The organism is Mesoflavibacter sp. (assembly GCF_964226795.1).
GTDB classification, from domain to species: Bacteria; Bacteroidota; Bacteroidia; order Flavobacteriales; family Flavobacteriaceae; genus Mesoflavibacter; species Mesoflavibacter zeaxanthinifaciens.
In genome coordinates this window covers 1-24679 of sequence record NZ_CAXQQP010000012.1, presented here as the reverse complement: position 1 = coordinate 24679, position 24679 = coordinate 1, and the positions used below count along the sequence as shown (strand labels likewise).

Annotated in this window: 23 protein-coding genes; 12 read left to right on the top strand and 11 right to left on the bottom strand. The window is 32.1% G+C overall.

What is annotated here, in order from left to right; all coding sequences use genetic code 11:
* The 8 genes from rluF to ACEQT4_RS10620 form a co-directional block, all read right to left on the bottom strand.
* Complete coding sequence (gene rluF, locus ACEQT4_RS10655) at positions 1-768, bottom strand: 23S rRNA pseudouridine(2604) synthase RluF (protein ID WP_370227601.1); 768 nt, start codon at positions 766-768, stop codon at positions 1-3.
* A gap of 2 nt (positions 769-770) precedes the next feature.
* Positions 771-1610 (bottom strand): alpha/beta hydrolase, encoded by an 840-nt coding sequence (locus ACEQT4_RS10650; RefSeq protein ID WP_370227599.1) that lies wholly within the window; start codon positions 1608-1610, stop codon positions 771-773.
* Between the two features lie 3 nt (positions 1611-1613).
* A complete protein-coding gene (locus ACEQT4_RS10645) occupies positions 1614-1988 on the bottom strand; it encodes a cupin domain-containing protein (protein WP_027880174.1) in 375 nt (124 codons plus the stop codon).
* A 55-nt stretch (positions 1989-2043) separates the two neighbouring features.
* Positions 2044-2595: a hypothetical protein gene (locus ACEQT4_RS10640; protein ID WP_027880173.1), complete on the bottom strand. Its 552-nt coding sequence runs from the start codon at positions 2593-2595 to the stop codon at positions 2044-2046.
* 15 nt (positions 2596-2610) lie between these two features.
* The gene (locus tag ACEQT4_RS10635; protein ID WP_370227596.1) at positions 2611-4128 is read right to left on the bottom strand and encodes a helicase HerA-like domain-containing protein; all 1518 of its coding nucleotides are present in this window, start codon (positions 4126-4128) and stop codon (positions 2611-2613) included.
* 86 nt (positions 4129-4214) lie between these two features.
* On the bottom strand, positions 4215-4907 hold the full coding sequence (locus tag ACEQT4_RS10630) for a hypothetical protein (RefSeq protein WP_370227594.1): 693 nt from the start codon (positions 4905-4907) through the stop codon (positions 4215-4217).
* A gap of 28 nt (positions 4908-4935) precedes the next feature.
* Positions 4936-5676, bottom strand: coding sequence for a hypothetical protein (locus tag ACEQT4_RS10625; RefSeq protein WP_370227592.1), 741 nt, complete (start codon positions 5674-5676; stop codon positions 4936-4938).
* 7 nt (positions 5677-5683) lie between these two features.
* Complete coding sequence (locus ACEQT4_RS10620) at positions 5684-6460, bottom strand: hypothetical protein (protein ID WP_370227590.1); 777 nt, start codon at positions 6458-6460, stop codon at positions 5684-5686.
* Positions 6461-6626: 166 nt separating this feature from the next.
* Between ACEQT4_RS10620 and ACEQT4_RS10615 the strand changes: the two genes are divergently transcribed.
* From ACEQT4_RS10615 to ACEQT4_RS10570, 10 genes are all read left to right on the top strand, one after another.
* A complete protein-coding gene (locus ACEQT4_RS10615) occupies positions 6627-7256 on the top strand; it encodes a 7-carboxy-7-deazaguanine synthase QueE (protein ID WP_106676792.1) in 630 nt (209 codons plus the stop codon).
* Between the two features lie 67 nt (positions 7257-7323).
* Entirely contained in the window at positions 7324-7872 is a 549-nt protein-coding gene (locus ACEQT4_RS10610; protein ID WP_027880169.1) for an HNH endonuclease, read from the top strand.
* Positions 7873-8058: 186 nt separating this feature from the next.
* Positions 8059-9723 carry an asparagine synthase B gene (asnB, locus tag ACEQT4_RS10605; protein WP_370227587.1) on the top strand — a complete coding sequence of 555 codons (1665 nt, stop codon included), beginning with the start codon at positions 8059-8061 and terminating at the stop codon, positions 9721-9723.
* Positions 9724-10040: 317 nt separating this feature from the next.
* A complete protein-coding gene (gyrB, locus tag ACEQT4_RS10600; RefSeq protein WP_027880167.1) occupies positions 10041-11978 on the top strand; it encodes a DNA topoisomerase (ATP-hydrolyzing) subunit B in 1938 nt (645 codons plus the stop codon).
* Positions 11979-12182: 204 nt separating this feature from the next.
* Positions 12183-13109 (top strand): malate dehydrogenase, encoded by a 927-nt coding sequence (gene mdh, locus ACEQT4_RS10595; protein WP_027880166.1) that lies wholly within the window; start codon positions 12183-12185, stop codon positions 13107-13109.
* 129 nt (positions 13110-13238) lie between these two features.
* Entirely contained in the window at positions 13239-13892 is a 654-nt protein-coding gene (locus ACEQT4_RS10590; RefSeq protein WP_370227584.1) for a DUF4412 domain-containing protein, read from the top strand.
* Positions 13893-14007: 115 nt separating this feature from the next.
* Complete coding sequence (locus tag ACEQT4_RS10585; RefSeq protein ID WP_370227582.1) at positions 14008-14634, top strand: hypothetical protein; 627 nt, start codon at positions 14008-14010, stop codon at positions 14632-14634.
* Between the two features lie 129 nt (positions 14635-14763).
* On the top strand, positions 14764-17772 hold the full coding sequence (gene secDF / locus ACEQT4_RS10580) for a protein translocase subunit SecDF (RefSeq protein WP_370227580.1): 3009 nt from the start codon (positions 14764-14766) through the stop codon (positions 17770-17772).
* Positions 17773-18060: 288 nt separating this feature from the next.
* Positions 18061-18987, top strand: coding sequence for a prolipoprotein diacylglyceryl transferase (gene lgt / locus ACEQT4_RS10575; RefSeq protein WP_027880162.1), 927 nt, complete (start codon positions 18061-18063; stop codon positions 18985-18987).
* Positions 18987-19502 (top strand): DUF192 domain-containing protein, encoded by a 516-nt coding sequence (locus tag ACEQT4_RS10570; protein ID WP_106676804.1) that lies wholly within the window; start codon positions 18987-18989, stop codon positions 19500-19502. The genes lgt and ACEQT4_RS10570 overlap by 1 nt, the downstream gene beginning before the upstream one ends.
* A gap of 23 nt (positions 19503-19525) precedes the next feature.
* Here the strand turns inward: ACEQT4_RS10570 and yidD are convergent, their stop codons facing one another.
* The 3 genes from yidD to folE are packed head-to-tail and all read right to left on the bottom strand — an operon-like array spanning position 19526 to position 21987.
* The gene (yidD, locus tag ACEQT4_RS10565) at positions 19526-19765 is read right to left on the bottom strand and encodes a membrane protein insertion efficiency factor YidD (RefSeq protein WP_027880160.1); all 240 of its coding nucleotides are present in this window, start codon (positions 19763-19765) and stop codon (positions 19526-19528) included.
* Between the two features lie 42 nt (positions 19766-19807).
* Positions 19808-21292, bottom strand: a complete 1485-nt coding sequence (gene cysS / locus ACEQT4_RS10560) for a cysteine--tRNA ligase (RefSeq protein WP_370227577.1) — start codon at positions 21290-21292, stop codon at positions 19808-19810.
* 8 nt (positions 21293-21300) lie between these two features.
* Positions 21301-21987, bottom strand: coding sequence for a GTP cyclohydrolase I FolE (gene folE / locus ACEQT4_RS10555; protein WP_027880158.1), 687 nt, complete (start codon positions 21985-21987; stop codon positions 21301-21303).
* A gap of 195 nt (positions 21988-22182) precedes the next feature.
* Here folE and ACEQT4_RS10550 point away from each other — a divergent pair, with 195 nt between their 5' ends.
* Both ACEQT4_RS10550 and ACEQT4_RS10545 read left to right on the top strand, forming a co-directional pair.
* Positions 22183-22656 carry a hypothetical protein gene (locus tag ACEQT4_RS10550; RefSeq protein ID WP_370227575.1) on the top strand — a complete coding sequence of 158 codons (474 nt, stop codon included), beginning with the start codon at positions 22183-22185 and terminating at the stop codon, positions 22654-22656.
* A 35-nt stretch (positions 22657-22691) separates the two neighbouring features.
* Positions 22692-24679, top strand: a 1988-nt coding sequence (locus ACEQT4_RS10545; protein WP_370227573.1) for a PKD domain-containing protein, incomplete at its 3' end; no start/stop codon positions are given.

Sequence of the window (24679 nt, the reverse complement as noted above, 5' to 3'; positions counted from 1 at the left end):
TTAATTTTTACGTCTGTTTCTAGATTGTTTTGCTTGAAACGTTTTTGTCGAATCTTCTAAAAGTGTGTTTAAAGTTTTGATTTCATCCTTAGTAAATTCTCGATACTTTCCAACAGGTACGTCTAGTTTTATATTCATTATTCTAACACGTTTTAAGGTTTGTACTTCGTAACCTAAATACGTACACATACGTCTAATTTGACGGTTTAAACCTTGAGTTAAAATTATATTGAAAGTATGACTATCTAACTTTTTAACCTTGCATTTTTTTGTGGTTTTACCTAATTCTTCCAGAGGTATTCCGTTAGACATTCTATTTACAAATGTTTGAGAAATTGGTTTGTCTACGGTAACCACATATTCTTTTTCATGATTGTTGCTAGCACGAAGTATTTTGTTAACAATGTCTCCATCATCAGTCAAAAAAATTAACCCTTCACTAGGTTTGTCCAAACGACCAATAGGGAAGATGCGTTTTGGGTAATTAATAAAGTCTATAATATTGTCTTTTTCAACTTTAGTATCTGTAGTGCAAACAATACCAACAGGTTTATTAAAAGCTAAATAAACAAAACTGTCTTTGTTGTTTTTGATAATCTCTCCATCTACAGCAACAGTATCTTTTGGGGCTACTTTTGTACCCATTTCTGGGACAACTCCATTAATAGTTACACGACCAGCATCAATAAGTTTGTCTGCTTCACGACGTGAGCAGTAACCAGCTTCGCTAAGGTATTTATTAAGTCTTGTTAATTGTTGTTCTTCCAAAATTAGCTGTTTATAAAGTTTAAAATTTCGTCGTCTATACTATCATGTTTTAAACTGTGTCCTAGACCTTCTGTAGTTTTTAAAGTTGAATTTTTATAATGTTTTGCAATTAATTCAGCTTCATCATAATTTATAATTCTGTCTGATTTATCATGGATAATTAATCCTTCTGCTTTTATTTCTTTTGAAAAATTAGCAGAAGAGAAAAATGCAGGTTCTTTATCGTATCTATCAACAACCAAGCGGTTTAATCCATTTTCAATCTTTCTATTGTAGCTTAACATGTTTACATAGTTTTTGAAAATTTTTGTAAACTCTGATGGTGCGCCAAGTAATACCAATTTTTCGATGCTTTTTAATTGATATTTGTATTGGAAAAATACTGTAGACATACCACCAACCGAGTGTCCAACAATAACTTTTGGTTGATAATGTGACGCCACAACATTTATAAACTCAGAATATAAAATAGCATTAAATTGAGTACCACTAGATTGTCCATGTGCAGGCGCATCTAAAGCAATAATATTGTGGCCATCTTTGTGTAATTTAGTAATTAAAGATTTCCATCGGTAAGTGTTACTTTCCCAACCATGTGCCAATAAAATGGTTTGTTTTTCTCCTTTCCATTGATAGGTTTGTATGGTGTAATCTTCATATTTTAAAGTAGATTGATCTGCTTTTTCTAAAAAGTTTTTATGCGTCTCGGTTAAACGACCTTTACGTGGTGTGGCAAATATATTTAATGCTTTTGTGCTAGCATATTTTGGCGCTATGTAACTAATGGTATTTAGCGATGTGCCAATTATTTTTGGAAGAGCTTTTTTTATTATTTTTTTCATTTTTTACAAGTCTTCTCTGTGTACTAAATCTATTGAAAACGCTGGTGTGCAAATAGAAAGATACTCACAAGCTACTGTAAAAGGGTTAGAGTATTGTACTCTTGTGTTTCTTTCTATTTTAATAGATTGTCCAGCTTCTAAAACTACGGTTTCGTCTTCAATAATAAATTGCTTTTTACCTTTTATAATATACGTAAATTCATCGAATTCTGGAGTTTGAAAAGGTTCTGACCATCCAGCAGGTGCAATCATATGCGCAATGCTAATGTCTTTGTTACCATCTGTAGCATGTCCAAAATGCTCTTCTATTAACTTTCCATCAGTTGTAGGAACAATAAAGGGACTATTTTGTATGGTGTATTTTTTAGATGAAGACATTGAGATTTGTTTTATATAAGTTTTATTTTATTTCTATTGAAGGTGAAATACTGGTTTACCATCCAATCATAAAATGTTTGATTTTTGCTTTGCTAGGTATGTTAGCAGGTTCTATAGTTTTTGTAATATCAAATTTAAATTCTGCAGGCAAATCGTTTTTATCAAATAAAAACATCATTTTACTTCCTTTTACAAAAACCGAAGCACTTTTAAACGAGTTTTGAATTTTAGAAATTGTATAATTTTTTTCTATATCTTCAAAAGTACTTAAGTTATTTACTCCTTTTTCTGTTTGATATCTTGGGTCTTTAAATTTTACTATTGAAATAGTTGAGGTACTATCTAAAACTTGTTTTGGAGTTATTGAAAGTAAATGTTTTCCGCCTGTTTCATAAACTTCTATTGTGTTTACAGAACCAGCAAACTCATCACCAGCAATAGGTTTTACAATTGAGTCTTTAGCAAAAATGATATCTAAATCTTTTATTTGAGTACTGTCGGTAAGCATTCCTATGTTTTGTTCTTTAACTAAAAACGGATCTGCTTCATTTTTACAAGAAGTTGCTAATATAGCAATGGTACTTAAGGCTAATATTGTTTTTTTCATATACATTTTAAATGTTTATTTGATAACTTTTTTTAGTATACCAAAAGCGGCTCTAATAAATGTAGCGCTAGTTAATACTTTTATAATTGGGTTTTGTCTTGTACTTTTTCTGGTTGAGGTTTTTCTAGATGCTTTTTCTTTTGCTTCTCTTTCTTCTTCTTTGGCTTTAGCTATTTCTGCTTTTTCAATTTTTTTGTTAAGCATTTCGTAAGCACTTTCTCTATCAATATTTTCGTTGTATTTTAAAACTAATTTAGAGTCGTCTAATAAATTTTGTAATTCGGTGTTAGTTAAAACGTCCATTCTACTCATTGGAGCACGCATCATAGTAGCGGCTAATGGTGTTGGCCTTCCTTTTTCGTTTAAAGCAGATACTAAAGCTTCTCCTGTTCCTAAAGCTGTTAAAACTTCTGCGGTATCATAATAATCGGTATCAGGATAATTTTGTGCTGTTAGCTTAATTGCTTTTCTGTCTTTTGCTGTAAATGCACGTAAAGCATGCTGAATTTTTAACCCTAATTGACCTAAAACGCCTTCAGGCACATCTGTTGGGTTTTGAGTAACAAAATAGATTCCAATTCCTTTACTTCGTATTAGTTTTACAATGCTTTCTATTTGATTAAGTAAGGCTTTAGAGGCTTGGTCAAAAATTAAATGCGCCTCGTCTATAAACATGATTAATTCAGGTTTGTCTGCGTCACCCTTTTCTGGAAAAGTTTCGTAGATTTCTGCTAATAAGCTTAACATAAATGTAGAAAACAACTTAGGTTTGTCTTGTATATCTGTTAATCTAATAATATTTATATAACCACGACCATCTCGTGTTGTACGTACCAAATCTTCTACATCAAAACTTTTTTCTCCAAAAAATAGATCGCCGCCTTGTTGCTCTATTTCTATTATTTTTCTAAGAATTGCACCTGTAGAGGCAGTACTTATTCTTCCATAAGCTTCTTTAAATTCTTCTTTACCTTCGTCGGTAGCGTATTGTAATATTTTTTTAAAATCTTTTAAGTCAAGTAAGGGTAATTTGTTATCATCGCAGTATTTAAAAATTACAGCAACGATACCAGCTTGGGTTTCTGTTAAATCTAAAATTCGTGAGATTAGAACAGGACCAAATTCACTAATGGTTGCACGAAGTCTTACACCATCTTGCTCCGAAAGACTCATAATTTCAACAGGAAAACTTTTTGGTTCAAAAGTTAATCCTATTTTTTCCATACGTTCGTCAATTTTAGGGTGACCAGGACTTGGTTGTGCAATACCGCTTAAGTCTCCTTTTATGTCCATTAGTAAAACAGGTACGCCTTTTTCGCTTAAATTTTCGGCTAAGACTTGAAGTGTTTTTGTTTTACCTGTCCCTGTTGCTCCTGCAATTAAACCATGTCTATTCATGGTTTTTAGAGGTACGTTTACATAAGCGTTTTGTAAAGTCTGTCCATTTAAGATAGCAGATCCTAATGTGATAAAATCACCTTTACAGGTGTTTCCGTTGACAATGTGATTAAAAAATTCTTCTTGATTACCCATAGTACTAAATTTGGATAAAAGTAAAGCAAAAAACAAGAAGAAAAAAATAAGCTAATAAGCAAATATTAACAGTTTGTAAGGCTTTATTAGTCCAGTTTGGTGATCCCTATATTAGCAAATTTAGCATTAATAGTATTGCCGTTATTATTAATTACATATCTAATAGTTACAACATCATTTGCGTTTACTGGATACATAATAGCGCCGCTTGTTCCCCAATAATCAGAGCTTTGTAATGTTGCAACACCTCTGTTTAAATAACCAACTAAAGTGTTGTTTACTTCTAGAGCTAAAATGTATTTAGTGTTTCCGTTAGGCATATTAGGTGAAGATAATGAAGCTGTAAATAAATAATTTCCAGCTTGAGAAATCTCTATTGTACCATTACCAGTAACATTAAATACTTCTGAATTATTAGAAATTACATCTGCTGTACCTATTGGAAAGTTTACATAAGTGTTATTTGGTGTAGCTAAAGCATTATTGTTATTAGGAAAGTTTCTGTTTATTATTAAAGTACGACTAGATTGTGGAGACCAGACATTATTTTTAAATACATAATAAGAACTTGTTGTTGTATTATATACCATAGCTCCTTCTAGAGGCGTAGGTATAGCGTTCATTTCTGTACTAGTCATTCTTGGAGGTACAAAAGCACCAGTTGTGCTATCTATTTGCAGAACAGATCCATCATCAGGAGTAGAGGTGTTTATTCCTACTTGAGAAAAAGATAAAGTAAAATTGATTGTAAAAAATAATATAATAAGAAAAGATTTCATTTGAATTAATCTATTTGGAGGGATTTATTTATAGTATTTTTTCTATATAAAAATTAGTGCTACCTGATGATCTTAGGTTAACAGCACCAGTGTTTCCTGTTCTTAAAATATCTATACTAATAACATCGCCAGCGTTAACTTGTATAACTTCATTAAGATTTAAAGTCGTTTCTTCATGACCGTTAGCTCTTCTCATGTATCCAGTAGAAGAAAACGATCCAACTTGAGTGCCATTAACTGAAATATACATTTCTGGAGCTTTTCTTGCACTAGTACTTGTTGATATAATACTTGCATTAACTAGTATTTCATATCTTCCGGTTTCATTAACAGTTACTGTATGATTTACATTGTCTATAACGTAAAGCGAAGTATTATCGTTCCATTCTGCAAGCCCAAAAACAGGTAAATGTATAGCTGTATTGTTATTAATATTTGTTGTAATATCTACATTACTGTATTTGGTAGACTGTCCAGGAGATGCTGTTGACGTTGCTGTAATACTTAATGCTTCCCAATTAGGTGTTGCGGATGTATTAGTATTGATTTGTATTTCATCGCTATCCGTGTTATATATAATCAAACCGTTTGCTGGGTTGATAATGGCATCTCTTTCGGCACTAGTCAACCTTGGTAAAAGAACACCTTTTTCATTACTGTCAATGTCTAAAATTGCAGATTGATCAGGGTTTGAAGTGTTTATTCCTACTTGAGCATAAACAAAAGAGCATAAACAAATAAAGACAATTTGAAAAAATATTTTTTTCATAATTTCCTTATTTGTAGGCTTCAAAAATAACAACTAAATTATCAGCATGTCGATCTACATTAATAGTGAAACCATCAGCATTAAAGCTTACAATTGAAGCAGAAGTTATACCTAAATTGTTTCCGTTATTATTAGTATATCTTACCCCAATACAATGAGATGAAGACGCGAATCTTGAGATGTTGTTTATAGAAGAACCTGATCCGCCTACAAAAATTAATTGTTCAGAGATTACTCCAGAGTAATTTGTTGCAATACCAGTCATACTTCCAAAAGTATTTGCTAGTGTGCCTGTGTTATTCCCAACTTGATTGTCATTATTTAAATCATAGGTTTCAACATTAGGATAAGCTGTGAATTTTACTTGAGAAGGCTCAAAAGGTAAACCAGAAATGGTAACATTACCTGTACCTGTAATTCTAAATTTACCAAAATGAGTTGTTCTTCCTAAATAAACACCATTGTCAGATCCACTAGTTAATTGGTTTCCTGCATCTGTGCTTACACTTGGGTTATTGTTTACAGATGTCCAAATAGGAGCAGTACTTATACCTATATTAAATTGAAGCTTGTTTTCATCAGTATTAAAGATAATAAGTCCGTTAGCAGGATTTGCAATTGCATCTCTTTCTACAGAAGTCATTCTAGGAAACAGTACACCTTTATCAGAACTTTCAATGTCTAAAATTGAAGAATTATCTGGATTTGAGGTGTTTATTCCAACTTGAGAGAAAGATAAAACTGAAGTTAGTAAAACTAAAACTAAGATGTTAATTTTTTTCATGACTATTAATTTACGTTTGTAAAAATAAACTTACATATTTCTTTTACGAAATTATAAGCCGCTTGGTTTCAGGTTTTTCGTTGATTTGTAAGAATAATTAGACGAAATGTTGATTAAGCAAAAATCTTCAAGCGATATTTAGCTATTTGTCTTACTTTTGTACGCTATGAAGCAAGAGATTCAAGATTTAGTAAACAAAGGTTTAATGCTTCCATTAATGGAAGAATTTTATACCATACAAGGAGAAGGATATCATAAAGGCACAGCAGCTTACTTTGTAAGAATAGGTGGTTGTGATGTTGGTTGTCATTGGTGTGATGTTAAAGAAAGTTGGATTGCAGATTTACATCCACCTACAAAAACTGAAACTATTGTTGCTAATGCAAAGAAATATAGTGATACAGTTGTTGTTACAGGAGGAGAACCTTTGACTTGGGATATGACAGAGCTTACAAGACAATTAAAAGAAGAAGGTTGTAAGATTCATATCGAAACATCAGGTGCTTATGAGCTAACAGGACAATGGGATTGGATATGTTTATCTCCAAAAAAGATGAAATTACCTACAAAAAAAGTTTACGAGAAAGCTGACGAGTTAAAAGTTATAATTTACAATAAAGATGACTTTAAATTTGCAGAAGAACAAGCCGCTAAAGTCAACGATAACTGCATTTTATACATGCAACCAGAATGGAGTAAAAGAGATAAAATGATACCATTAATTGTAGATTACGTAATGGCAAATCCTAAATGGAAAGTGTCTTTGCAAACACATAAGTATCTCAATATCCCTTAAAATTAGTAACTTAGCAGCAAGCTATTAATCATAATGTATATTATTAAGTGTGTAAATGTAATACAATATGATTAGAAATCACTACAACGAAAAATGGAAAGACATTGTTTTTGATAATGATATTTCCGAACAAATGACATTTAAAATATCTAACTACGGTAGACTAATAAAAGTAGTTAACGGTGAAGATGTTTTAATAGAAAAACAATATTCTATAAACGGCTATAATACAGTATCTGTTGTTAAAAAGAAAGGGACAAAAACAGCTAGATACATTCATAAAATTGTAGCTCAACATTTTTTAGAAAAACCTGAAGATGCTAAGTATGTTATTCATTTAGATTATAACAAAATGAATAATAAAGTAGAAAACCTAAAATGGGCAACTAAACGAGAAAAAGAACTTCACCAATTCAAAAATCCCGATTACATTGCAAAAAATAGTGTTATCAAATACTCTAAGCTAACAGAAACACAAGCTATGCGCTTAAAGAAAAAACTATTAGATCCTAATAGGCGTACACGTTTAAAAATTCTAGCTAAGCAGTTTGGTGTTTCAGAAATGCAATTGCATCGTATAAAAACTGGTGAAAATTGGGGACATCTAAAAGTTTAATTTATTTAAACTCACACATTTTAACTAAAAAATGAAATAGTCTATCTTAAAATTTCATTTTTTATCAATTTTTTAAATTGAAATTACATTTTGTAAGCATAATAAGTATTTGTGTTTTAATACTGAAACATAAAACTAATATTTGTTATATCAATTAGTAATTAACCAATTTAAAATATTAAGATTATGTGTGGAATAGTATGTGCTTTCGATTTAAAACAGAAAAGCGAAGATTTAAGACCTCAAATATTAGAAATGTCTAAAATTATTCGTCATCGTGGACCAGACTGGTCTGGTATATACAGTGACGATAAAGCTATATTGGCGCACGAACGTTTAGCTATTGTAGATCCAGCATCAGGAAAACAACCATTGTTTAGTCCTGATAAAAAACTGGTTTTGGCTGCTAATGGCGAAATCTACAACCATAGAGAGTTACGTAAGCAATTTGACGGTAAGTATAACTTTCAGACCGAAAGTGATTGCGAAGTCATCTTAGCGCTTTATAAAGAAAAAGGTGTTGATTTTGTAGATGAAATGAACGGAATATTTGGTTTTGCAATTTATGATGTTGAAAAAGACGAATATTTTATAGCAAGAGACCATATGGGAATTATTCCATTGTATATAGGTTGGGATCAAAACGGAACCTTTTATGTGGCTTCAGAGTTAAAAGCTTTAGAAGGTATTTGCACTAAAATAGAATTATTTCCTCCTGGTCATTACATGTCAAGTAAAGATGGCGAGTTTGTTAAATGGTGGAATAGAGATTGGCGAGACTACGATAAAGTAAAAGATAACGAAACTAGTATAGCAAAAGTAAAAGAGGCATTAGAAGCTGCTGTAAAAAGACAGTTAATGAGCGATGTGCCTTATGGAGTTTTATTATCTGGTGGATTAGATAGTTCTGTAACTTCTGCAATTGCAAAAAAATATGCACAATTACGTATAGAGAGTGATGATAAACAAGCAGCATGGTATCCGCAACTACATAGTTTTTCTGTTGGTTTAGAAGGTTCACCAGATTTAGCAGCAGCACAAAAAGTAGCAGACCATATTGGTACTGTACATCACGAAATTAAATTCACAATTCAAGAAGGTTTAGATGCTATAAAAGATGTGATTTATAATATAGAAACCTACGATATTACCACTATTCGTTCTTCAACACCAATGTATTTAATGGCAAGAGTAATTAAATCTATGGGCATAAAAATGGTACTATCGGGTGAAGGAGCAGACGAGATTTTTGGAGGTTATCTATACTTTCATAAAGCGCCAAATGCTAAAGAGTTTCATGAAGAAACAGTTCGTAAAATAGATAAATTACATATGTATGATTGTTTACGAGCAAACAAAAGTTTAGCAGCTTGGGGTATTGAAGGTCGCGTACCATTTTTAGATAAAGAATTTATGGATGTGGCAATGAGTTTAAATCCACAAGACAAAATGATTAATGGAGAACGTATGGAAAAATGGATTATCCGTAAAGCATTTGAAGATATGTTACCAGAAAGCGTTGCTTGGAGGCAAAAGGAGCAATTTAGTGACGGTGTTGGTTACAGCTGGATAGATACTTTAAAAGAAGTAGTAGAAAGAGAAGTAAGTGACGAGCAAATGGAAAATGCAAAATACCGTTTCCCAATCCAAACACCACAAAATAAAGAAGAGTTTTATTATCGTTCTATTTTTGAAGAACACTTCCCAAGTGATGCTGCAGCATTAAGTGTACCACAAGAGGCAAGCGTAGCATGTAGTACAGCAACAGCTTTAGAATGGGATGAAGCATTTAAAAAAATGAATGAACCATCAGGAAGAGCAATAGCAAACGTTCACAACTCAGCATATTAATAAATAAAAGTATAGAATATTAATTATTTTTAGCTCCAAAATCTCGCTTCTGCGGGATTTTGTGTTTTTTTGAAAAAAATGAAATAAAAAAAATGACTAAAATCAATTTTAAGATGCTTTTTAGCGCTTTTAAGACATTTTTAGTTTTTTAACAATTGTTGATAATTTTAAGACTAAGTGGATAAAAAAGCTTGAAAAAGGGCTTTTATTTCGTATATTTGTTTGTACTCATAAGAGGCGCTAAAGCGTCTTTTTTTATGTGTATAACTTTCTTTTAGAAGAAAATTTAAAAAAGCAAATAACTAATAATTCGATATATGAGCGAAGAAAATAAAAAACAGTATTCCGCAGACAGTATTCAGGCATTAGAAGGAATGGAGCACGTACGTATGCGTCCTTCAATGTATATTGGAGATGTTGGAGTACGTGGTTTACACCACCTAGTATACGAGGTTGTGGACAACTCGATTGATGAAGCTTTAGCAGGACACTGTAACAATATTACAGTAACTATTAACGAAGACAACTCGATTACAACAGAAGATGACGGACGTGGTATTCCTGTAGATATTCATAAAAAAGAAGGGATTTCTGCATTAGAAGTTGTAATGACCAAAATTGGAGCAGGTGGTAAGTTTGATAAAGACTCATACAAAGTATCAGGTGGTTTACATGGTGTTGGTGTAAGTTGTGTTAACGCGTTATCAGAACACTTAAAAGCAACAGTGCATCGTGATGGTAAGATCTGGGAGCAAGAGTATGAAAGAGGAAAAACACTTTACCCTGTAAAAGCTGTTGGAGATACAGATAAAAGAGGTACAATTGTAACCTTTAAACCAGATCCAGAAATATTTAAGCAAACATTAGAGTATAGTTATGATACTTTAGCTAGCCGTTTACGTGAGTTGGCTTACTTAAATAAAGGAATAACTATCCATTTAATAGATAAACGTGCCAAAAAAGAAGATGGTAATTTTGAAGGAGAAACATTTCATTCAGAAGAAGGTCTTAAAGAGTTTATCAAGTTTTTAGATGGAAATAGAGAACCTTTAATGCAAGAGGCTATTTCTTTTGAAGGTGAAAAAAATGGAGTGCCTGTTGAGGTTGCCATGATTTACAACACAAGTTATGCCGAAAACTTACACTCTTACGTAAATAATATTAATACACACGAAGGTGGTACACATTTATCAGGTTTTCGTCGTGGATTAACACATACCCTAAAAAAATATGCAGATGAATCTGGAATGTTGGATAAATTAAAATTTGACATTGCAGGTGATGATTTCCGTGAAGGACTTACAGCTATTGTTTCTGTTAAAGTAGCAGAACCACAATTTGAAGGTCAAACAAAAACAAAATTAGGTAACCGTGAAGTTTCTGCATCTGTAAGTCAAGCGGTTTCAGAAATGTTAACTGATTATCTAGAAGAACATCCAGATACAGCCAAGACCATAGTGCAAAAAGTGATTTTAGCAGCTCAAGCACGTCACGCTGCACAAAAAGCGCGCGAAATGGTACAGCGTAAAACAGTAATGAGCATTGGTGGATTACCTGGTAAATTATCAGACTGTTCAGAGCAAGATCCAGCACAATGTGAAGTGTTTCTTGTTGAGGGAGATTCGGCAGGTGGTACTGCAAAACAAGGAAGAGATAGAAAGTTTCAAGCTATTCTACCATTAAGAGGTAAAATCTTAAACGTAGAAAAAGCAATGACACATAAAGTTTTTGAAAACGAAGAAATTAAAAACATTTTCACAGCTTTAGGTGTAACTATAGGTACAGAAGAAGACAGTAAAGCCTTAAACCTTTCTAAATTAAGATATCATAAGATTGTAATTATGTGTGATGCCGATATTGATGGTAGTCACATTGCAACATTAATCTTAACATTTTTCTTTAGATACATGAAAGAATTAATCGAAGCTGGTCACGTATACATAGCAACGCCGCCACTTTACTTAATCAAAAAAGGAGCTAAGAAACAATATGCTTGGAATGATAAAGAACGTGATGCAATCGTTAAAGAATTTGGAGAATCTTCAAAAATCCAAAGATATAAAGGTCTTGGAGAGATGAACGCAGAACAACTTTGGGATACAACAATGAATCCAGAATTTAGAACATTACGTCTAGTACAAATAGATAATGGTACAGAAGCAGATCGAGTATTTTCTATGCTAATGGGAGATGAAGTTCCGCCACGTAGAGAATTTATAGAGAAGAATGCTATTTATGCAAATATAGATGCTTAATTAGATATTTAAATGAATATTAAAAACACCTGAAAATTATCTTTCAGGTGTTTTTTTTGTTTTATAAATAATAATTTTCTGTAGAGGTTAACAGATTAGTTTTAAGCTTAATTTAACCTAATATTTTGATGTTTTCGGTTAATTCTTCGGGTTAAATTGTTAAATTTGTAGGATAAATTTATTAACACAATTAAAATATATAACATGAAAGTAACAGTAGTTGGTGCAGGTGCAGTTGGTGCAAGTTGTGCAGAGTATATTGCTATTAAAAACTTCGCTTCAGAAGTTGTTTTATTAGACATTAAAGAAGGTTTTGCAGAAGGTAAAGCAATGGATTTAATGCAAACAGCATCTTTAAATGGTTTTGATACAAAAATTACAGGTGTAACAAACGATTATTCTAAAACAGCAGATAGTGATATTTGTGTAATTACATCAGGTATACCTCGTAAGCCAGGTATGACTCGTGAAGAGTTAATAGGCATCAATGCTGGTATTGTTAAATCTGTATCTTCTAGTCTTATAGAGCAATCTCCTAATACGATCATAATTGTAGTTAGTAACCCAATGGATACTATGACTTACTTAGTACACAAAACTACAGATTTACCAAAAAACAGAATTATCGGTATGGGTGGAGCTTTAGATTCTGCACGTTTCAAGTATAGACTAGCAGAAGCTTTAGAGTGTCCAATTAGCGATGTAGACGGTATGGTAATTGGAGGACATTCAGATAAAGGTATGGTGCCATTAACATCTCATGCTACAAGAAATAGTATTAAGGTTTCAGAATTTATTTCAGAAGAAAGATTAAATCAAGTAAAAGAAGATACTAAAGTAGGAGGAGCAACATTAACTAAGTTATTAGGGACTTCTGCATGGTATGCACCAGGAGCAGCTGTATCTGGATTAGTTCAAGCAATTGCTTGTGACCAAAAGAAAATGTTCCCATGTTCAACTTTATTAGATGGAGAATATGGATTAAATGACTTATGTATTGGTGTTCCAGTAATTTTAGGACGCAACGGAATTGAAAAAGTTGTAGAGATTGAACTTAGCGATGCAGAAAAAGCACATATGAAAGAAAGTGCAGAAGGTGTGTCTAAAACTAATGGTTTATTAGAATTATAAGATTTTATTAAATAATACAACTAAGCCTCATAAAGTTTTTACTTCATGAGGCTTTTTTATTTTATAAAATCTGTATTAATTAAAAACAATTTCAGTACATTACAACATTCAATAATTAAAAATAAAATAATGAAAAAATTAATTTTTATACTTCTAGCATCATTCAGTTTAGTAAGTGTTGCTCAAGAAGAATTAAAAGAAGGAGTAATCTCTTCAAAAATGACAATGTCTAGTGATAATGCAGAGATGAACTCGCAATTACAAATGATGGGCGAAACTAAAATTACGACATATTTTACAGAAGATAGAGTAAGAGCAGAAACTAGTAGCCCAATGTCTGGTGAGTCTATTACAATAGTAGATAAGGAAAAAGAAAAAGTTTTAACCTTAATAAGCTCTCCAATGTACGGTAAAAAATATACAATGACCGATTATGAAGCACCAGAAGACTTAGGCGATGATATTAAAATTACTAAAGGAGATAAAACAAAAACTATTTTAGGATATGATTGCCAACAGTACAATGTAACAATGAAAGCTGATGGTGTAGATATGACTATGGAGATATTTGCTACAGATCAAATTAAAGCTCAGACTCAAGAAACGTCTCAGTTTGGAGACGAGTTAGAAGGATTCCCTTTGTATATGAAAATAGATGTGCTTCAGCAAGGTATGAAAATGACCTTGTTGTACGATGTTACAGAAGTTAAAAATGAAGCTGTACCAAATAACATGTTCGATCTTACTCCACCAGAAGGTTATTCTAAAATGGAGGATCAATAAAGATTTATTTTATAAAATTTAAATAAAAAAAGAGTAACATTCGTTGCTCTTTTTTATTTGTAAAAAACCTCAAAATCAGCCTTTTTAAAGACTTAATTTTTTATATTTGGCACTTATGAAAACAAAATGGTACATCAGTGCTCTAATTGTTGTTCTAGCTGTATTTGGAGTTTTACAAAACCAAGCTTCTTTACCAAATCAAGAAGTACATATTCGTTTTGAAGATCAAACAGTAACGTTAGAACAATCAGAACAAACAATTGCTTTAATACAAGAGCAATTGCAGGCTATTGATGTTACTAATATAGTTGTAGAAAAGGACGCTAATGACCAATTAAAAATAAGTTATCACAGTAACTTAGATGTTGTTGTTATTAAGTCTTTACTTTCAAAAGCATTACAGATAGAGATAGCATCAGGCTATTTAAATTTAGAAGAAAATCAAAGTAATCTACCTAAAAAAACTAGCAAAAAAGGATTTGATTTTGATGTTTATGAGATTAAAACGTCTTCAAAAAATCAAAATAATTCTGCTGGAAAAAGTATAATTGTAACTAAGCAAGATTATGATCGTTCTTCTAATACAAATCTTCCGTTTTACTTAGATGCTTTTGTAGCAATCGATTTTCTTAATATTTCGGTTTTAAAACAAAATATTTCAAGTCAATACCATTTGACTTTTAGTAATAAAACTTACACTATACCAGAGGTTAGAGCTGGACCTTTTTCATTTCAATCTTAAACAAAAAAAGGAATTCAACCTTAAAAGCTTTTCAGCTTAATAAAATCATTTTAAACATTATAATTGTCAATTATTAAGGGAAAAATTATATTTGCCCGATTTATAAAATTGACCAAAAATTAACAAACAATGCAAAACAAAGGATTAATAAAACTATTTGCAGTTTTATTTGGATTGGTAAGTATTTACCAGCTGTCTTTCACATTTAAAAATAATGCGGTAGAGAGCGAAGCTACACAGATAGCAGAACAAAAAATAGATGCGTCTGCAGAGGATCGTAGCGCAAAAGTAAACGAATATGCAGCAAGATATTTAGACTCTTTAGCAACATCTAAAGAAAGTGTTTTCTTAGGAAGTGATTATTCTGAAGTTAAAGAAAACTCAATGAAGTTAGGTCTTGACCTTAAAGGAGGTTTAGAGGCTATCTTACAAATTTCTGTAAAAGACATCTTAATTGGTCTTGCAGACGGAAGTACAGATCCAACTTTTAGAAAAGCATTAGATGATGCAGATGAAATTCAGAAAAATAGTCAAAATACATATTTAGAAGATTTCTTTGTTGCTTTTGACGCTATCAAAGGAGATAAAAAATTAGCATCTCCAGATATTTTTGCAACACGTTCTTTAGTAGGAGAGATTGATCTTAATATGTCTGATGACGAGACTAAAGTAGTTTTAGAAACAAAAATAGACGAGTCTATTGTTTCTGCTTTTGAAGTATTACGTAAGCGTATTGACGAGTTTGGTGTAACGTCTCCAAACATCCAACGTTTAGGTAACTCTGGTCGTGTATTATTAGAATTACCAGGTGTTAAAGATGTAGAAAGAGCTACAGATTTAATAACAACAACAGCGCAATTAGAGTTTTGGTATGGTTCAAACTCTCAATTATTTAGTCAATTTTTACTTGATGCTAATGAAGTATTAAAAGCAAAAGAAGGAGAAGCTAAAGCAGATCAAGCAACTGCAGATGAAGAAGAGATGACTGAAGAAGAGCAAGCTATTGCAGACTTAACAGGAGAAGAAGATGAAACAGTTGTAGAAAACAATCCTTTATTAGATCTTTTTGTTGGTCCTGGTTTTGGGGCAACTTTAGCACAAGTTAAAGTAGAAGATAAAGAGCAAGTAGCTAAACTTTTAGCTATGCCAGAGGTAAGAGCAAAATTACCTGCAGAGTTACGTTACACAAAATTTGTATTTGGTAAAGTAGCAGAAGATAGCGAAGTAGTAGATTTATATGTTTTACAAGGAAACAGAGATGGAGAGCCACCATTAAGTGGTGCAGTAGTTACAGACGCGCGTCAAACTTACAATCAAGCAAACAAAGTTGTTGTAAGTATGCAAATGAACAGTAAAGGAGCTAAGATTTGGGAAGAAATGACCGGAGAAGCTTACAAGACTCAAGGTCAAATTGCAGTAGTTTTAGATAACACAGTATACTCTGCGCCAACAGCTTCTAACGGAGCAATTGCTGGAGGTAGTACAGAAATTTCTGGAGACTTTACTTTAAGAGAAGCAACAGATTTAGCTAACGTTTTACGTGCTGGTAAATTACCTGCAAAAGCAGATATTATTCAAAGTAGTATAGTTGGTCCATCTTTAGGTCAAGAAGCTATTGATAGTGGTACAATGTCTTTTGGTATTGCTTTAGCTTTAGTATTATTATGGATGGTTTTCTATTATGGTAAAGCTGGTATATTCTCAGACATCGCAATGTTATTCAATATCTTATTAATCTTCGGGATTTTATCGGGTATTGGTGCAGTGTTAACATTACCTGGTATTGCTGGTATCGTATTAACAATAGGTATGTCGGTAGATGCTAACGTACTTATTTTTGAACGTATTAGAGAAGAATTAAGTAAAGGTAAAGATCAAAAATCTGCAATTAATGACGGATTTAGTAACGCTTTATCATCAATCTTAGATGCTAACATAACTACAGGTTTAACAGCATTAATCTTATTTGTGTTTGGTACAGGACCAATTAAAGGTTTTGCAACTACATTATTAATTGGTATTGGTACATCTTTATTTACAGCAATTTTTATTACAAGATTATTAATTGACTGGTATGTAAATAAAGGAGGGAAATTAGATTTCTCTACAGGTGTAACTAAAAACTTGTTCAGAAACATTAATATCGAATTCCTTAAAAAGCGTAAAGTAGCTTACATTATTTCAGGAGCTTTATTAATAGTAAGTTTAGGGTCTTTATTTACTAATGGGTTAGATCAAGGTATTGACTTTGTTGGAGGACGTACAACGCAAGTGCGTTTTGCAGAGCCAGTTAGCGCTGTTGAGGTAGAAGAAGCTTTAGCTACACCAGAAGTATTTGGAAGTGCATCTGTAAAAACTGTAGGAGACGAGAATAACTTAAAAATCTCTACAAAATACAAGATTAACGAAACTGCTAACGAAGTAGACGAAGAAGTAAGAGAAAAACTATACAACGCGTTACAGCCTTATTTAAACGGTCAATCTTTTGAAGAGTTTAAAGACCTTTCTAAAGCAGACAAGCAAATAGGAATTATGGATCAATACAAAGTAAGTCCATCAATCGCAGATGATATTAAACAAGCATCTTTCTGGGCTGTATTAGGATCTTTAGTAGTGGTATTCTTATATATCTTATTCCGTTTTAAAAGATGGCAATTCTCTCTTGGTGCAGTAGCGGCTGTTTTCCATGATGTTATTATTGTATTAGGTGTATTCTCATTAACATACAAGTTTATGCCATTCTCAATGGAAATTGATCAAGCATTTATTGCAGCAATTCTTACCGTAATCGGTTACTCGTTAAACGATACCGTGGTTGTATTTGACCGTATTCGTGAGTTCTTTAACGAGCATACCAATTGGCCATTTACAGAAGTAATTGACAAATCATTAAGCAGCACATTAAGCCGTACGTTAAATACCTCTTTAACAACATTAGTAGTGTTATTAGCTATCTTTATTTTTGGTGGCGAATCTATTAGAGGATTTATGTTTGCCTTAATCGTAGGTGTAATTGTAGGTACATATTCATCATTATTTATCGCAACACCAATCATGTTTGATACTGCTAAAAAAGGAGGCGCAGCAGACGCTTTAAAAAAGAAAGAAGAAGTAATTGATGAGACTGTTGTAAAATAGTTCTTCAAACTCCAAATAATAAAAAAGCCTTTTTGCACTTGTAAAAAGGCTTTTTTTATGCAATTATTTTGGACGTTACCCACTTTTGCTTTAGGGCAAAAGTGCGTCGGGCTTTCGCTAGTCGCAATCAAAGATGTGCTCCAACAATAGCTCAATCCCTAACGCATAGATCAACTTAATCTTAAGCCTAATAAATATAAATTAAAAATCAATTAATTAATAAACCTGCGTTAATTCTATTTATAACTAAAGCATAAATACTATATTTACAATCGCAAAAAAAATAGTATGTACGCATTAAAATTTGACTGGAATCCAATAACAGGAATAGATATAGCAGGAAACTTCAAAATTCATTTTTATAGTTTAATGTGGATTATAGCATTTGTTTTAGGACATAAAATAATGAGCTATATCTTTAAGCGCGAAAAAATTAAATTAGAATATCTTGATCCTTTATTTATTTACACAGTTTTAGCTACTATGTTAGGCGCAAGATTAGGTCATGTAATATTTTACCAACCAGAACTATTTAGTCAAGACTTTTTAAGCATTTTTCTACCAATACGCACCAAACCAGAATTCGAGTTTACAGGCTTTCAAGGGTTAGCAAGTCACGGTGCAGCAATAGGTATTATTATAGGTATGTATTTATACCGTAAAAAATATAATTACAAATCATTAATGTGGATTTTAGATCGTATTGTAATACCTGTAGCTTCTGGAGCTATATTTATTAGAATAGGTAATTTTATAAATTCAGAAATTATTGGTAAAGTAACAGACTCTAGCTTAGGTGTACGCTTTGTGCAAGACTATTATCACAAGTCAGAAATTGTAAAGCTAACAGGTATTCAAGACGTAAAAAAAGCTTACGCAGCAGTAACAGATAACCCAAAATTTGCCACTCTTTTAGAAGCTGTTCCGTATCGTCACGCTGCTCAGTTATATGAGTCTTTTAGTTATATTTTTGTGTTTTTAATTCTGTTATATTTTTATTTAAAAACTAATAAAGGAGAACAACGTGGTTTCTTATTTGGTCTGTTTTTAGTATTGCTTTGGACAGTAAGATTTTTTGTAGAGTTTGTAAAAGAAGCCCAAAATCCAGAACGTGCAGATTGGTTGTTAAACACAGGGCAATTATTAAGTATTCCGTTTATACTTATAGGCTTATATTTTATGTTCACTTTTAAACCAAAAAAAACTAATATCTAATGAGGTTTTACAAGCCACTAATTGTAATTATAGTTTTTGCTATTTGTATTACTTCATGTAAAGAAGAAAAGAAAACAATAGAGCAAGTTAAAGTTGAATTTAAAAAAGAAGGAGAACTAACTTTCTTTAAAGGTACAACAGATACCATAATTAAAATCTTTGATATAGAGATAGCAAAAACTCCTTACCAAATCCAAACAGGCTTAATGTATCGCGACGGAATGGAAGATAATCAAGGTATGTTATTTGTGTTTCCTGATGTTAGAGAGCGCAGTTTTTATATGAAAAACACACGTTTTCCTTTAGATTTAATTTTTATAGATCACAATAAGCGTATTGTTAGTTTTCAAGAAAATGCTCAACCTTTTGATGAGTCTTCTTTACCATCTCAAACAAAAGCTCAATTTGTATTAGAGGTTAATGCTGGTGTTGCAGAAAAATTACTGCTAGAAGTTGGTGATAAAATGGACTATTACGAATATAGAATTGTAAAAGATACTATACCTGTTAAGTAATAGCTTAATTTTATATAGAGTTGTTATTCTTTTTCTTTTTTTGGAGGTACTGGATCAAAACCTTTACCACCAAAAGGATGACAGCTAAAAATTCTTTTTATACTTAACCAGCCACCTTTTATTAACCCATGTGTTATCAAAGCTTCTTTAGTGTAATGTGAGCATGTTGGTTGATATCTACAAGTATTTGGTGTAAATGGAGATATAAAAGTTTGATAAACTTTTATAAGAAATAAAAAAGGTTTGATAATCAGTTTTTTCATTGTTAAAAATGAAAAATCCTCTCATGTAGAGAGGATTTAATATTAATTTGTAGTAAAGGTTGTACCGTCTTTACCATCTTTAAGTTTTATACCTACTTCGGCTAATTCGTCTCTAATTTTATCACTTAAAGCAAAGTCTTTATTAGCTCTTGCTTCTTGACGTAATTTGATTAAAAGCTCTACTGTGCCAGATAATTTGTCAGTACCTGTATTAGTTTGAATAGTGTCGTCTTTTAATCCTAAAATATCAAAGGTAAAATCGTTAATAGTTTTTGTAAGCGTTTCTAAGTCTTCTTTAGTTATTGTTACTGTACCATCTTTTATTTGATTGATATATTTTACAGCTTCAAAAAGGTTGGCTATTAAAATAGGTGAATTAAAATCGTCATTCATAGCAACAAAACACTTTTGTTTCCAAGCATTAATATCGATGCTACTTTTATCAGAAATTTTTAATTCTGATAAAGACTTAACAGCTTCCATTAATCTGTTATATCCTTTTTCTGCAGCTAATAAGCCATCATTTGTAAAATCTAAAACACTTCTATAATGTGCTTGTAGCATGAAGAAACGAGCAACGCTTGGTGTAAATGCTTTAGTAATATGTGGATTGTCGCCAGTGAAAATTTCGTTTGGTAAAATAAAATTACCGGTTGACTTTGCCATTTTTTTACCATTCATGATTAGCATGTTAGCATGCATCCAATAGTTAACTGGAGATTTTCCTTTTGCTGCTTGGTTTTGAGCAATTTCGCACTCGTGGTGTGGGAATTTTAAATCCATTCCGCCACCATGTATATCAAAATGTTCACCTAAATATTTAGTGCTCATTGCTGTACACTCTAAGTGCCAACCAGGAAAACCATCACTCCAAGGAGATGGCCAACGCATAATGTGAGCAGGTTCTGCTTTTTTCCAAAGCGCAAAATCTTGAGGGTTTTTCTTATCAGATTGCCCATCAAGTTCACGTGTGTTGTGTATTAGGTCTTCAAGTTTACGCTTACTTAAAATTCCATATTCATTACTTTCGTTGTACTTGTGTACATCAAAATAAACAGAGCCATTTACTTCATAAGCAAAACCATTGTCAATTATTGTTTTAATAAGTTCTATTTGCTCAATAATATGACCTGTTGCTGTAGGTTCTATACTTGGTGGTAAAAAATTAAAAGTATTTAGAATATTATGAAAATCTACAGTGTAACGTTGTACGACCTCCATAGGTTCTATTTCTTCTAAACGTGCTTTTTTAGCAATACGGTCTTCACCAACATCTGCATCATTCTCTAAATGTCCAGCATCTGTAATATTACGTACATATCTTACTTTGTAACCTAAATATTTTAAATATCTAAAAATAACATCAAAAGACATAAACGTTCTAACGTTACCTAGGTGTACATTACTGTAAACGGTTGGTCCACAAACGTACATACCAACGCTACCTTCATGTATTGATTTAAATTGCTCTTTTTCTCCTGTTAAAGAGTTGTATATTTTAATATTTTGGTTTTGGTAAAGTTGCATGATTGATACTAAAATTTAGTCTCTAATTTGATGTAATCTAAAAATTCGCGTTTAGTTTCTTTGTTTTTAAAAGCGCCTCCAAACTCAGAAGTTACGGTGCTACTTTCAATATCTCTAATGCCTCTAGAGTTTACGCATAAATGCTTAGCATCAATAACACATGCTACGTCTTCAGTACCTAAAACATCTTGTAATTCTTTTACTATTTGAATGGTTAAACGTTCTTGTACCTGTGGTCGTTTTGCGTAATAATCTACAATACGATTCATTTTAGAAAGCCCAACTACACTTCCATTAGAAATGTAAGCGACATGAGCGCGTCCTACTATTGGTAACAAATGATGCTCGCAAGTAGAGTATACAGTGATGTTTTTTTCAACCAACATTTCTCCATATTGATATTTGTTATCAAATGTTGACGCGTTAGGTTTTTTATCTGGGTTTAACCCACCAAAAATTTCGTTCACAAACATTTTTGCTACTCGGTTAGGTGTCCCTTTTAGACTGTCGTCTGTTAGGTCTAAACCTAGGGTATTCATTATGTTTGTTACGTCTTTTTTTATACTTTCTATTTTTTCTTTGTCAGAAATTGCAAAAGCATCAGGTCTAAGCGGTGTGTCATGACTTGTGCCTATATGGTTTTCGCCAATAGGATCATTATTGTCTATGTTTTCTACAGAGTTATCAATCTTCATTTATATAAAAAATGTGATGTTTAAAATAGTTTGCAAAGATAATCAATTATTAAAATCTAATAGTTTAATTAAAGTTAATAATTAGCAAGTTTTAAACTTAATAGCATTGAAAAGTAAATTACATTCTTTAATTAACATAATGTTTATTAAAAATTTCTTAATTTTCCGTCTTAATTTATTATTTCAGAAAATACTATGAGACGTATATTATTGCTAATATCTTTTTTTGCGATTGTTTTTACTGTGCAAAACGTTAATGCTCAAAACAATAGAAAATTAAAAACGCAGCCAGTTAAATATGGAGATAATTTAGAAGCTCCTTTTACTGCAAAAGAATTAGGGATGCTTAAAGAAGTTTATCAAGACAAATTAGAAAAATATGTTTTGAGTAGACCACAAAAAATTAAGGATTTAAAACATTTATTAAGAAATAGATTATTAATTACAAAGCTACCTCATTATAACTCAAAAAGTAAAGTGACTCTACTTTCAACGGTTGGTTTGTTCAATAATTATAATAAAAAGCTTAAAAGAGATCAGGTTTTTGATATAAACACATTTAACCCTTTAAAATATAATTTAGAATTTTTTAAAGTTGGTTCTGCGATATACAGAATTGATAATACACAATATTATATTGTTATAAAGGCTCAAAATTTAAAAAAATAATTAGTCGCTAGATTTTACTTTCAAACTACTACAAAATGAAAAAGTTTTTACTTACTATAACTCTATTACTAAATGTTTTCTTTGTGTTTTCTCAAGACATAATTATGCAAACCACAACTGTAAGTCAATGTGGAGGCGTATTTTATGATTCAGGTGGAAGTGCAGGTAACTACGCTAATGATGAGAGTTTTATTTTAACTATATGTCCAGATACTGCTGGACAGCAGGTACAATTAGACTTTGTTGCTTTTAGTACCCAAAATGGCACTGATGAAATGACGATTTATGATGGTGATAGTACAGCAGCAAATGCTTTTGGAACATTCTCTGGTGGTGGAGCTTCAGCAAACCCAGGTTTTGTTTCTGCTACACCAAACAATCCAACAGGATGTCTTACTATCGAATTCACATCAGATGCTTCTGCTAATACGACAGGTTGGGAAGCAAATGTATCTTGTTATGAACCATGTCAAACTATTGTTTCGCAATTAGATTCATCTTCACCAGCTCCAAATGGAGATGGATATATAAGAGTTTGTCCAGGAGATCCTATAACATTAAACGGAAGTGCTAACTTTTCTGTAGATGGTACTGGAGCAACGTACGAATGGGATTTAGGAGATGGAAATACAGTTTCTGGTCAAACAGCAACTTTTTCTTACCCTAATCCAGGTGTGTATATTGTGAATTTAAATGTTACAGATACAAATACAGATCCTGATCCATCAGGTTGTAGTAATACCAATTTAATCAATCAAGTTATTCAAGTAAGTACAGAGCCTGACTTTACAGGTACGGCAGCCTCTGCTTCAACAGCATGTTTTGGAGAACAGGTAACCTTATCGGGAGTAGCAAATCAAGTAGAATTTATTAATGATTGTACTCCGCCAGTTAGTGGTACAACATTTTTACCTGATGGTTCAGGAGCAACATACCAAACATGTGTAACAGTTGATTGTTACGAATCTTCATTAACATTAACGGATGTAAATCAAATTGTTGCAATTTGTGTTAACATGGAGCATTCTTACATGGGAGATTTAGATATTAATATTATAAGTCCAAATGGTCAAACCGCAGTACTTAAAGGTTATCCAGGAGGTAATGGGACTTATTTAGGAGGAGCAAATGACGATGGGACTAATACACCAGGTACAGGTGCAGATTACTGTTTCTCTAGTACAGGGACAGTAACTATAGAAAATGGACCAACAATTACTGCTGGTTCTAATCCTCCAAATAATTCTATTACACCAGGAACTTATCTTCCTGAAGGAAATCTATCTGACTTATTAGGAAGTCCTTTAAACGGAGATTGGTGTATAGAAATAATAGATAATTTATCAATTGATAATGGTTATATTTTTTCATGGAGTATCGAGTTTGATCCTACATTACAACCACCAGAATATTCTTTTACACCAGTAACAACATCAGAAGCTTGGGATTCAGACCCTTCTATTGTTAGTACGTCAGGAAACGATATTACTGTTCAGCCTTCTACGCCCGGTCAACATTGTTATACTTACAGAGTTTTAAATGATTTTGGATGTGAATATACAGAGACAGTTTGTATTGATGTTTATCCAGAAGTAGATAATGGAGAACCAGATGATTTATTTATGTGTAATCCAGGAGCGCCACCTTATATTTTTGATTTAACAGAAAATGACACTCCGATATTAGCACCATCAGCAATTCCTTCAGATTTAGTTATAACTTATCATGAAAGTCAGGCAGACGCAGATGCCGATACTAATCCAATACCAACACCAGATACTTACACGACAACAGCTACTTTAGGTAATCCTCAAACTATTTATGTTAGAGTAGAGTATCTAAATACAGGTTGTTATGAGTCTGAAACATTTACTTTAAATATTACAGCTCAACCTACAATCAATCCAGCGTCAGATATGGTAGTTTGTGATGATCCGAGTAATGATGGTGTAGAGCCATTTGATTTAGAGAGTCAGACGCTATTAATATTAGGGACACAGCCAGCTTCAGATTATGTAGTGAC

Excerpts from the sequence above, each read along its gene's own strand:
- ACEQT4_RS10640 (WP_027880173.1), bottom strand. The coding sequence starts at position 2,595 with ATGAAAAAAACAATATTAGCCTTAAGTACCATTGCTATATTAGCAACT.
- folE (WP_027880158.1), bottom strand. The coding sequence starts at position 21,987 with ATGAAGATTGATAACTCTGTAGAAAACATAGACAATAATGATCCTATT.
- ACEQT4_RS10590 (WP_370227584.1), top strand. The coding sequence starts at position 13,239 with ATGAAAAAATTAATTTTTATACTTCTAGCATCATTCAGTTTAGTAAGT.
- ACEQT4_RS10615 (WP_106676792.1), top strand. The coding sequence starts at position 6,627 with ATGAAGCAAGAGATTCAAGATTTAGTAAACAAAGGTTTAATGCTTCCA.
- ACEQT4_RS10620 (WP_370227590.1), bottom strand. The coding sequence starts at position 6,460 with ATGAAAAAAATTAACATCTTAGTTTTAGTTTTACTAACTTCAGTTTTA.
- ACEQT4_RS10650 (WP_370227599.1), bottom strand. The coding sequence starts at position 1,610 with ATGAAAAAAATAATAAAAAAAGCTCTTCCAAAAATAATTGGCACATCG.
- lgt (WP_027880162.1), top strand. The coding sequence starts at position 18,061 with ATGTACGCATTAAAATTTGACTGGAATCCAATAACAGGAATAGATATA.
- mdh (WP_027880166.1), top strand. The coding sequence starts at position 12,183 with ATGAAAGTAACAGTAGTTGGTGCAGGTGCAGTTGGTGCAAGTTGTGCA.
- ACEQT4_RS10645 (WP_027880174.1), bottom strand. The coding sequence starts at position 1,988 with ATGTCTTCATCTAAAAAATACACCATACAAAATAGTCCCTTTATTGTT.
- ACEQT4_RS10635 (WP_370227596.1), bottom strand. The coding sequence starts at position 4,128 with ATGGGTAATCAAGAAGAATTTTTTAATCACATTGTCAACGGAAACACC.
- yidD (WP_027880160.1), bottom strand. The coding sequence starts at position 19,765 with ATGAAAAAACTGATTATCAAACCTTTTTTATTTCTTATAAAAGTTTAT.
- cysS (WP_370227577.1), bottom strand. The coding sequence starts at position 21,292 with ATGCAACTTTACCAAAACCAAAATATTAAAATATACAACTCTTTAACA.
- ACEQT4_RS10550 (WP_370227575.1), top strand. The coding sequence starts at position 22,183 with ATGAGACGTATATTATTGCTAATATCTTTTTTTGCGATTGTTTTTACT.
- ACEQT4_RS10570 (WP_106676804.1), top strand. The coding sequence starts at position 18,987 with ATGAGGTTTTACAAGCCACTAATTGTAATTATAGTTTTTGCTATTTGT.
- secDF (WP_370227580.1), top strand. The coding sequence starts at position 14,764 with ATGCAAAACAAAGGATTAATAAAACTATTTGCAGTTTTATTTGGATTG.
- asnB (WP_370227587.1), top strand. The coding sequence starts at position 8,059 with ATGTGTGGAATAGTATGTGCTTTCGATTTAAAACAGAAAAGCGAAGAT.
- ACEQT4_RS10610 (WP_027880169.1), top strand. The coding sequence starts at position 7,324 with ATGATTAGAAATCACTACAACGAAAAATGGAAAGACATTGTTTTTGAT.
- gyrB (WP_027880167.1), top strand. The coding sequence starts at position 10,041 with ATGAGCGAAGAAAATAAAAAACAGTATTCCGCAGACAGTATTCAGGCA.
- ACEQT4_RS10625 (WP_370227592.1), bottom strand. The coding sequence starts at position 5,676 with ATGAAAAAAATATTTTTTCAAATTGTCTTTATTTGTTTATGCTCTTTT.
- ACEQT4_RS10630 (WP_370227594.1), bottom strand. The coding sequence starts at position 4,907 with ATGAAATCTTTTCTTATTATATTATTTTTTACAATCAATTTTACTTTA.
- ACEQT4_RS10585 (WP_370227582.1), top strand. The coding sequence starts at position 14,008 with ATGAAAACAAAATGGTACATCAGTGCTCTAATTGTTGTTCTAGCTGTA.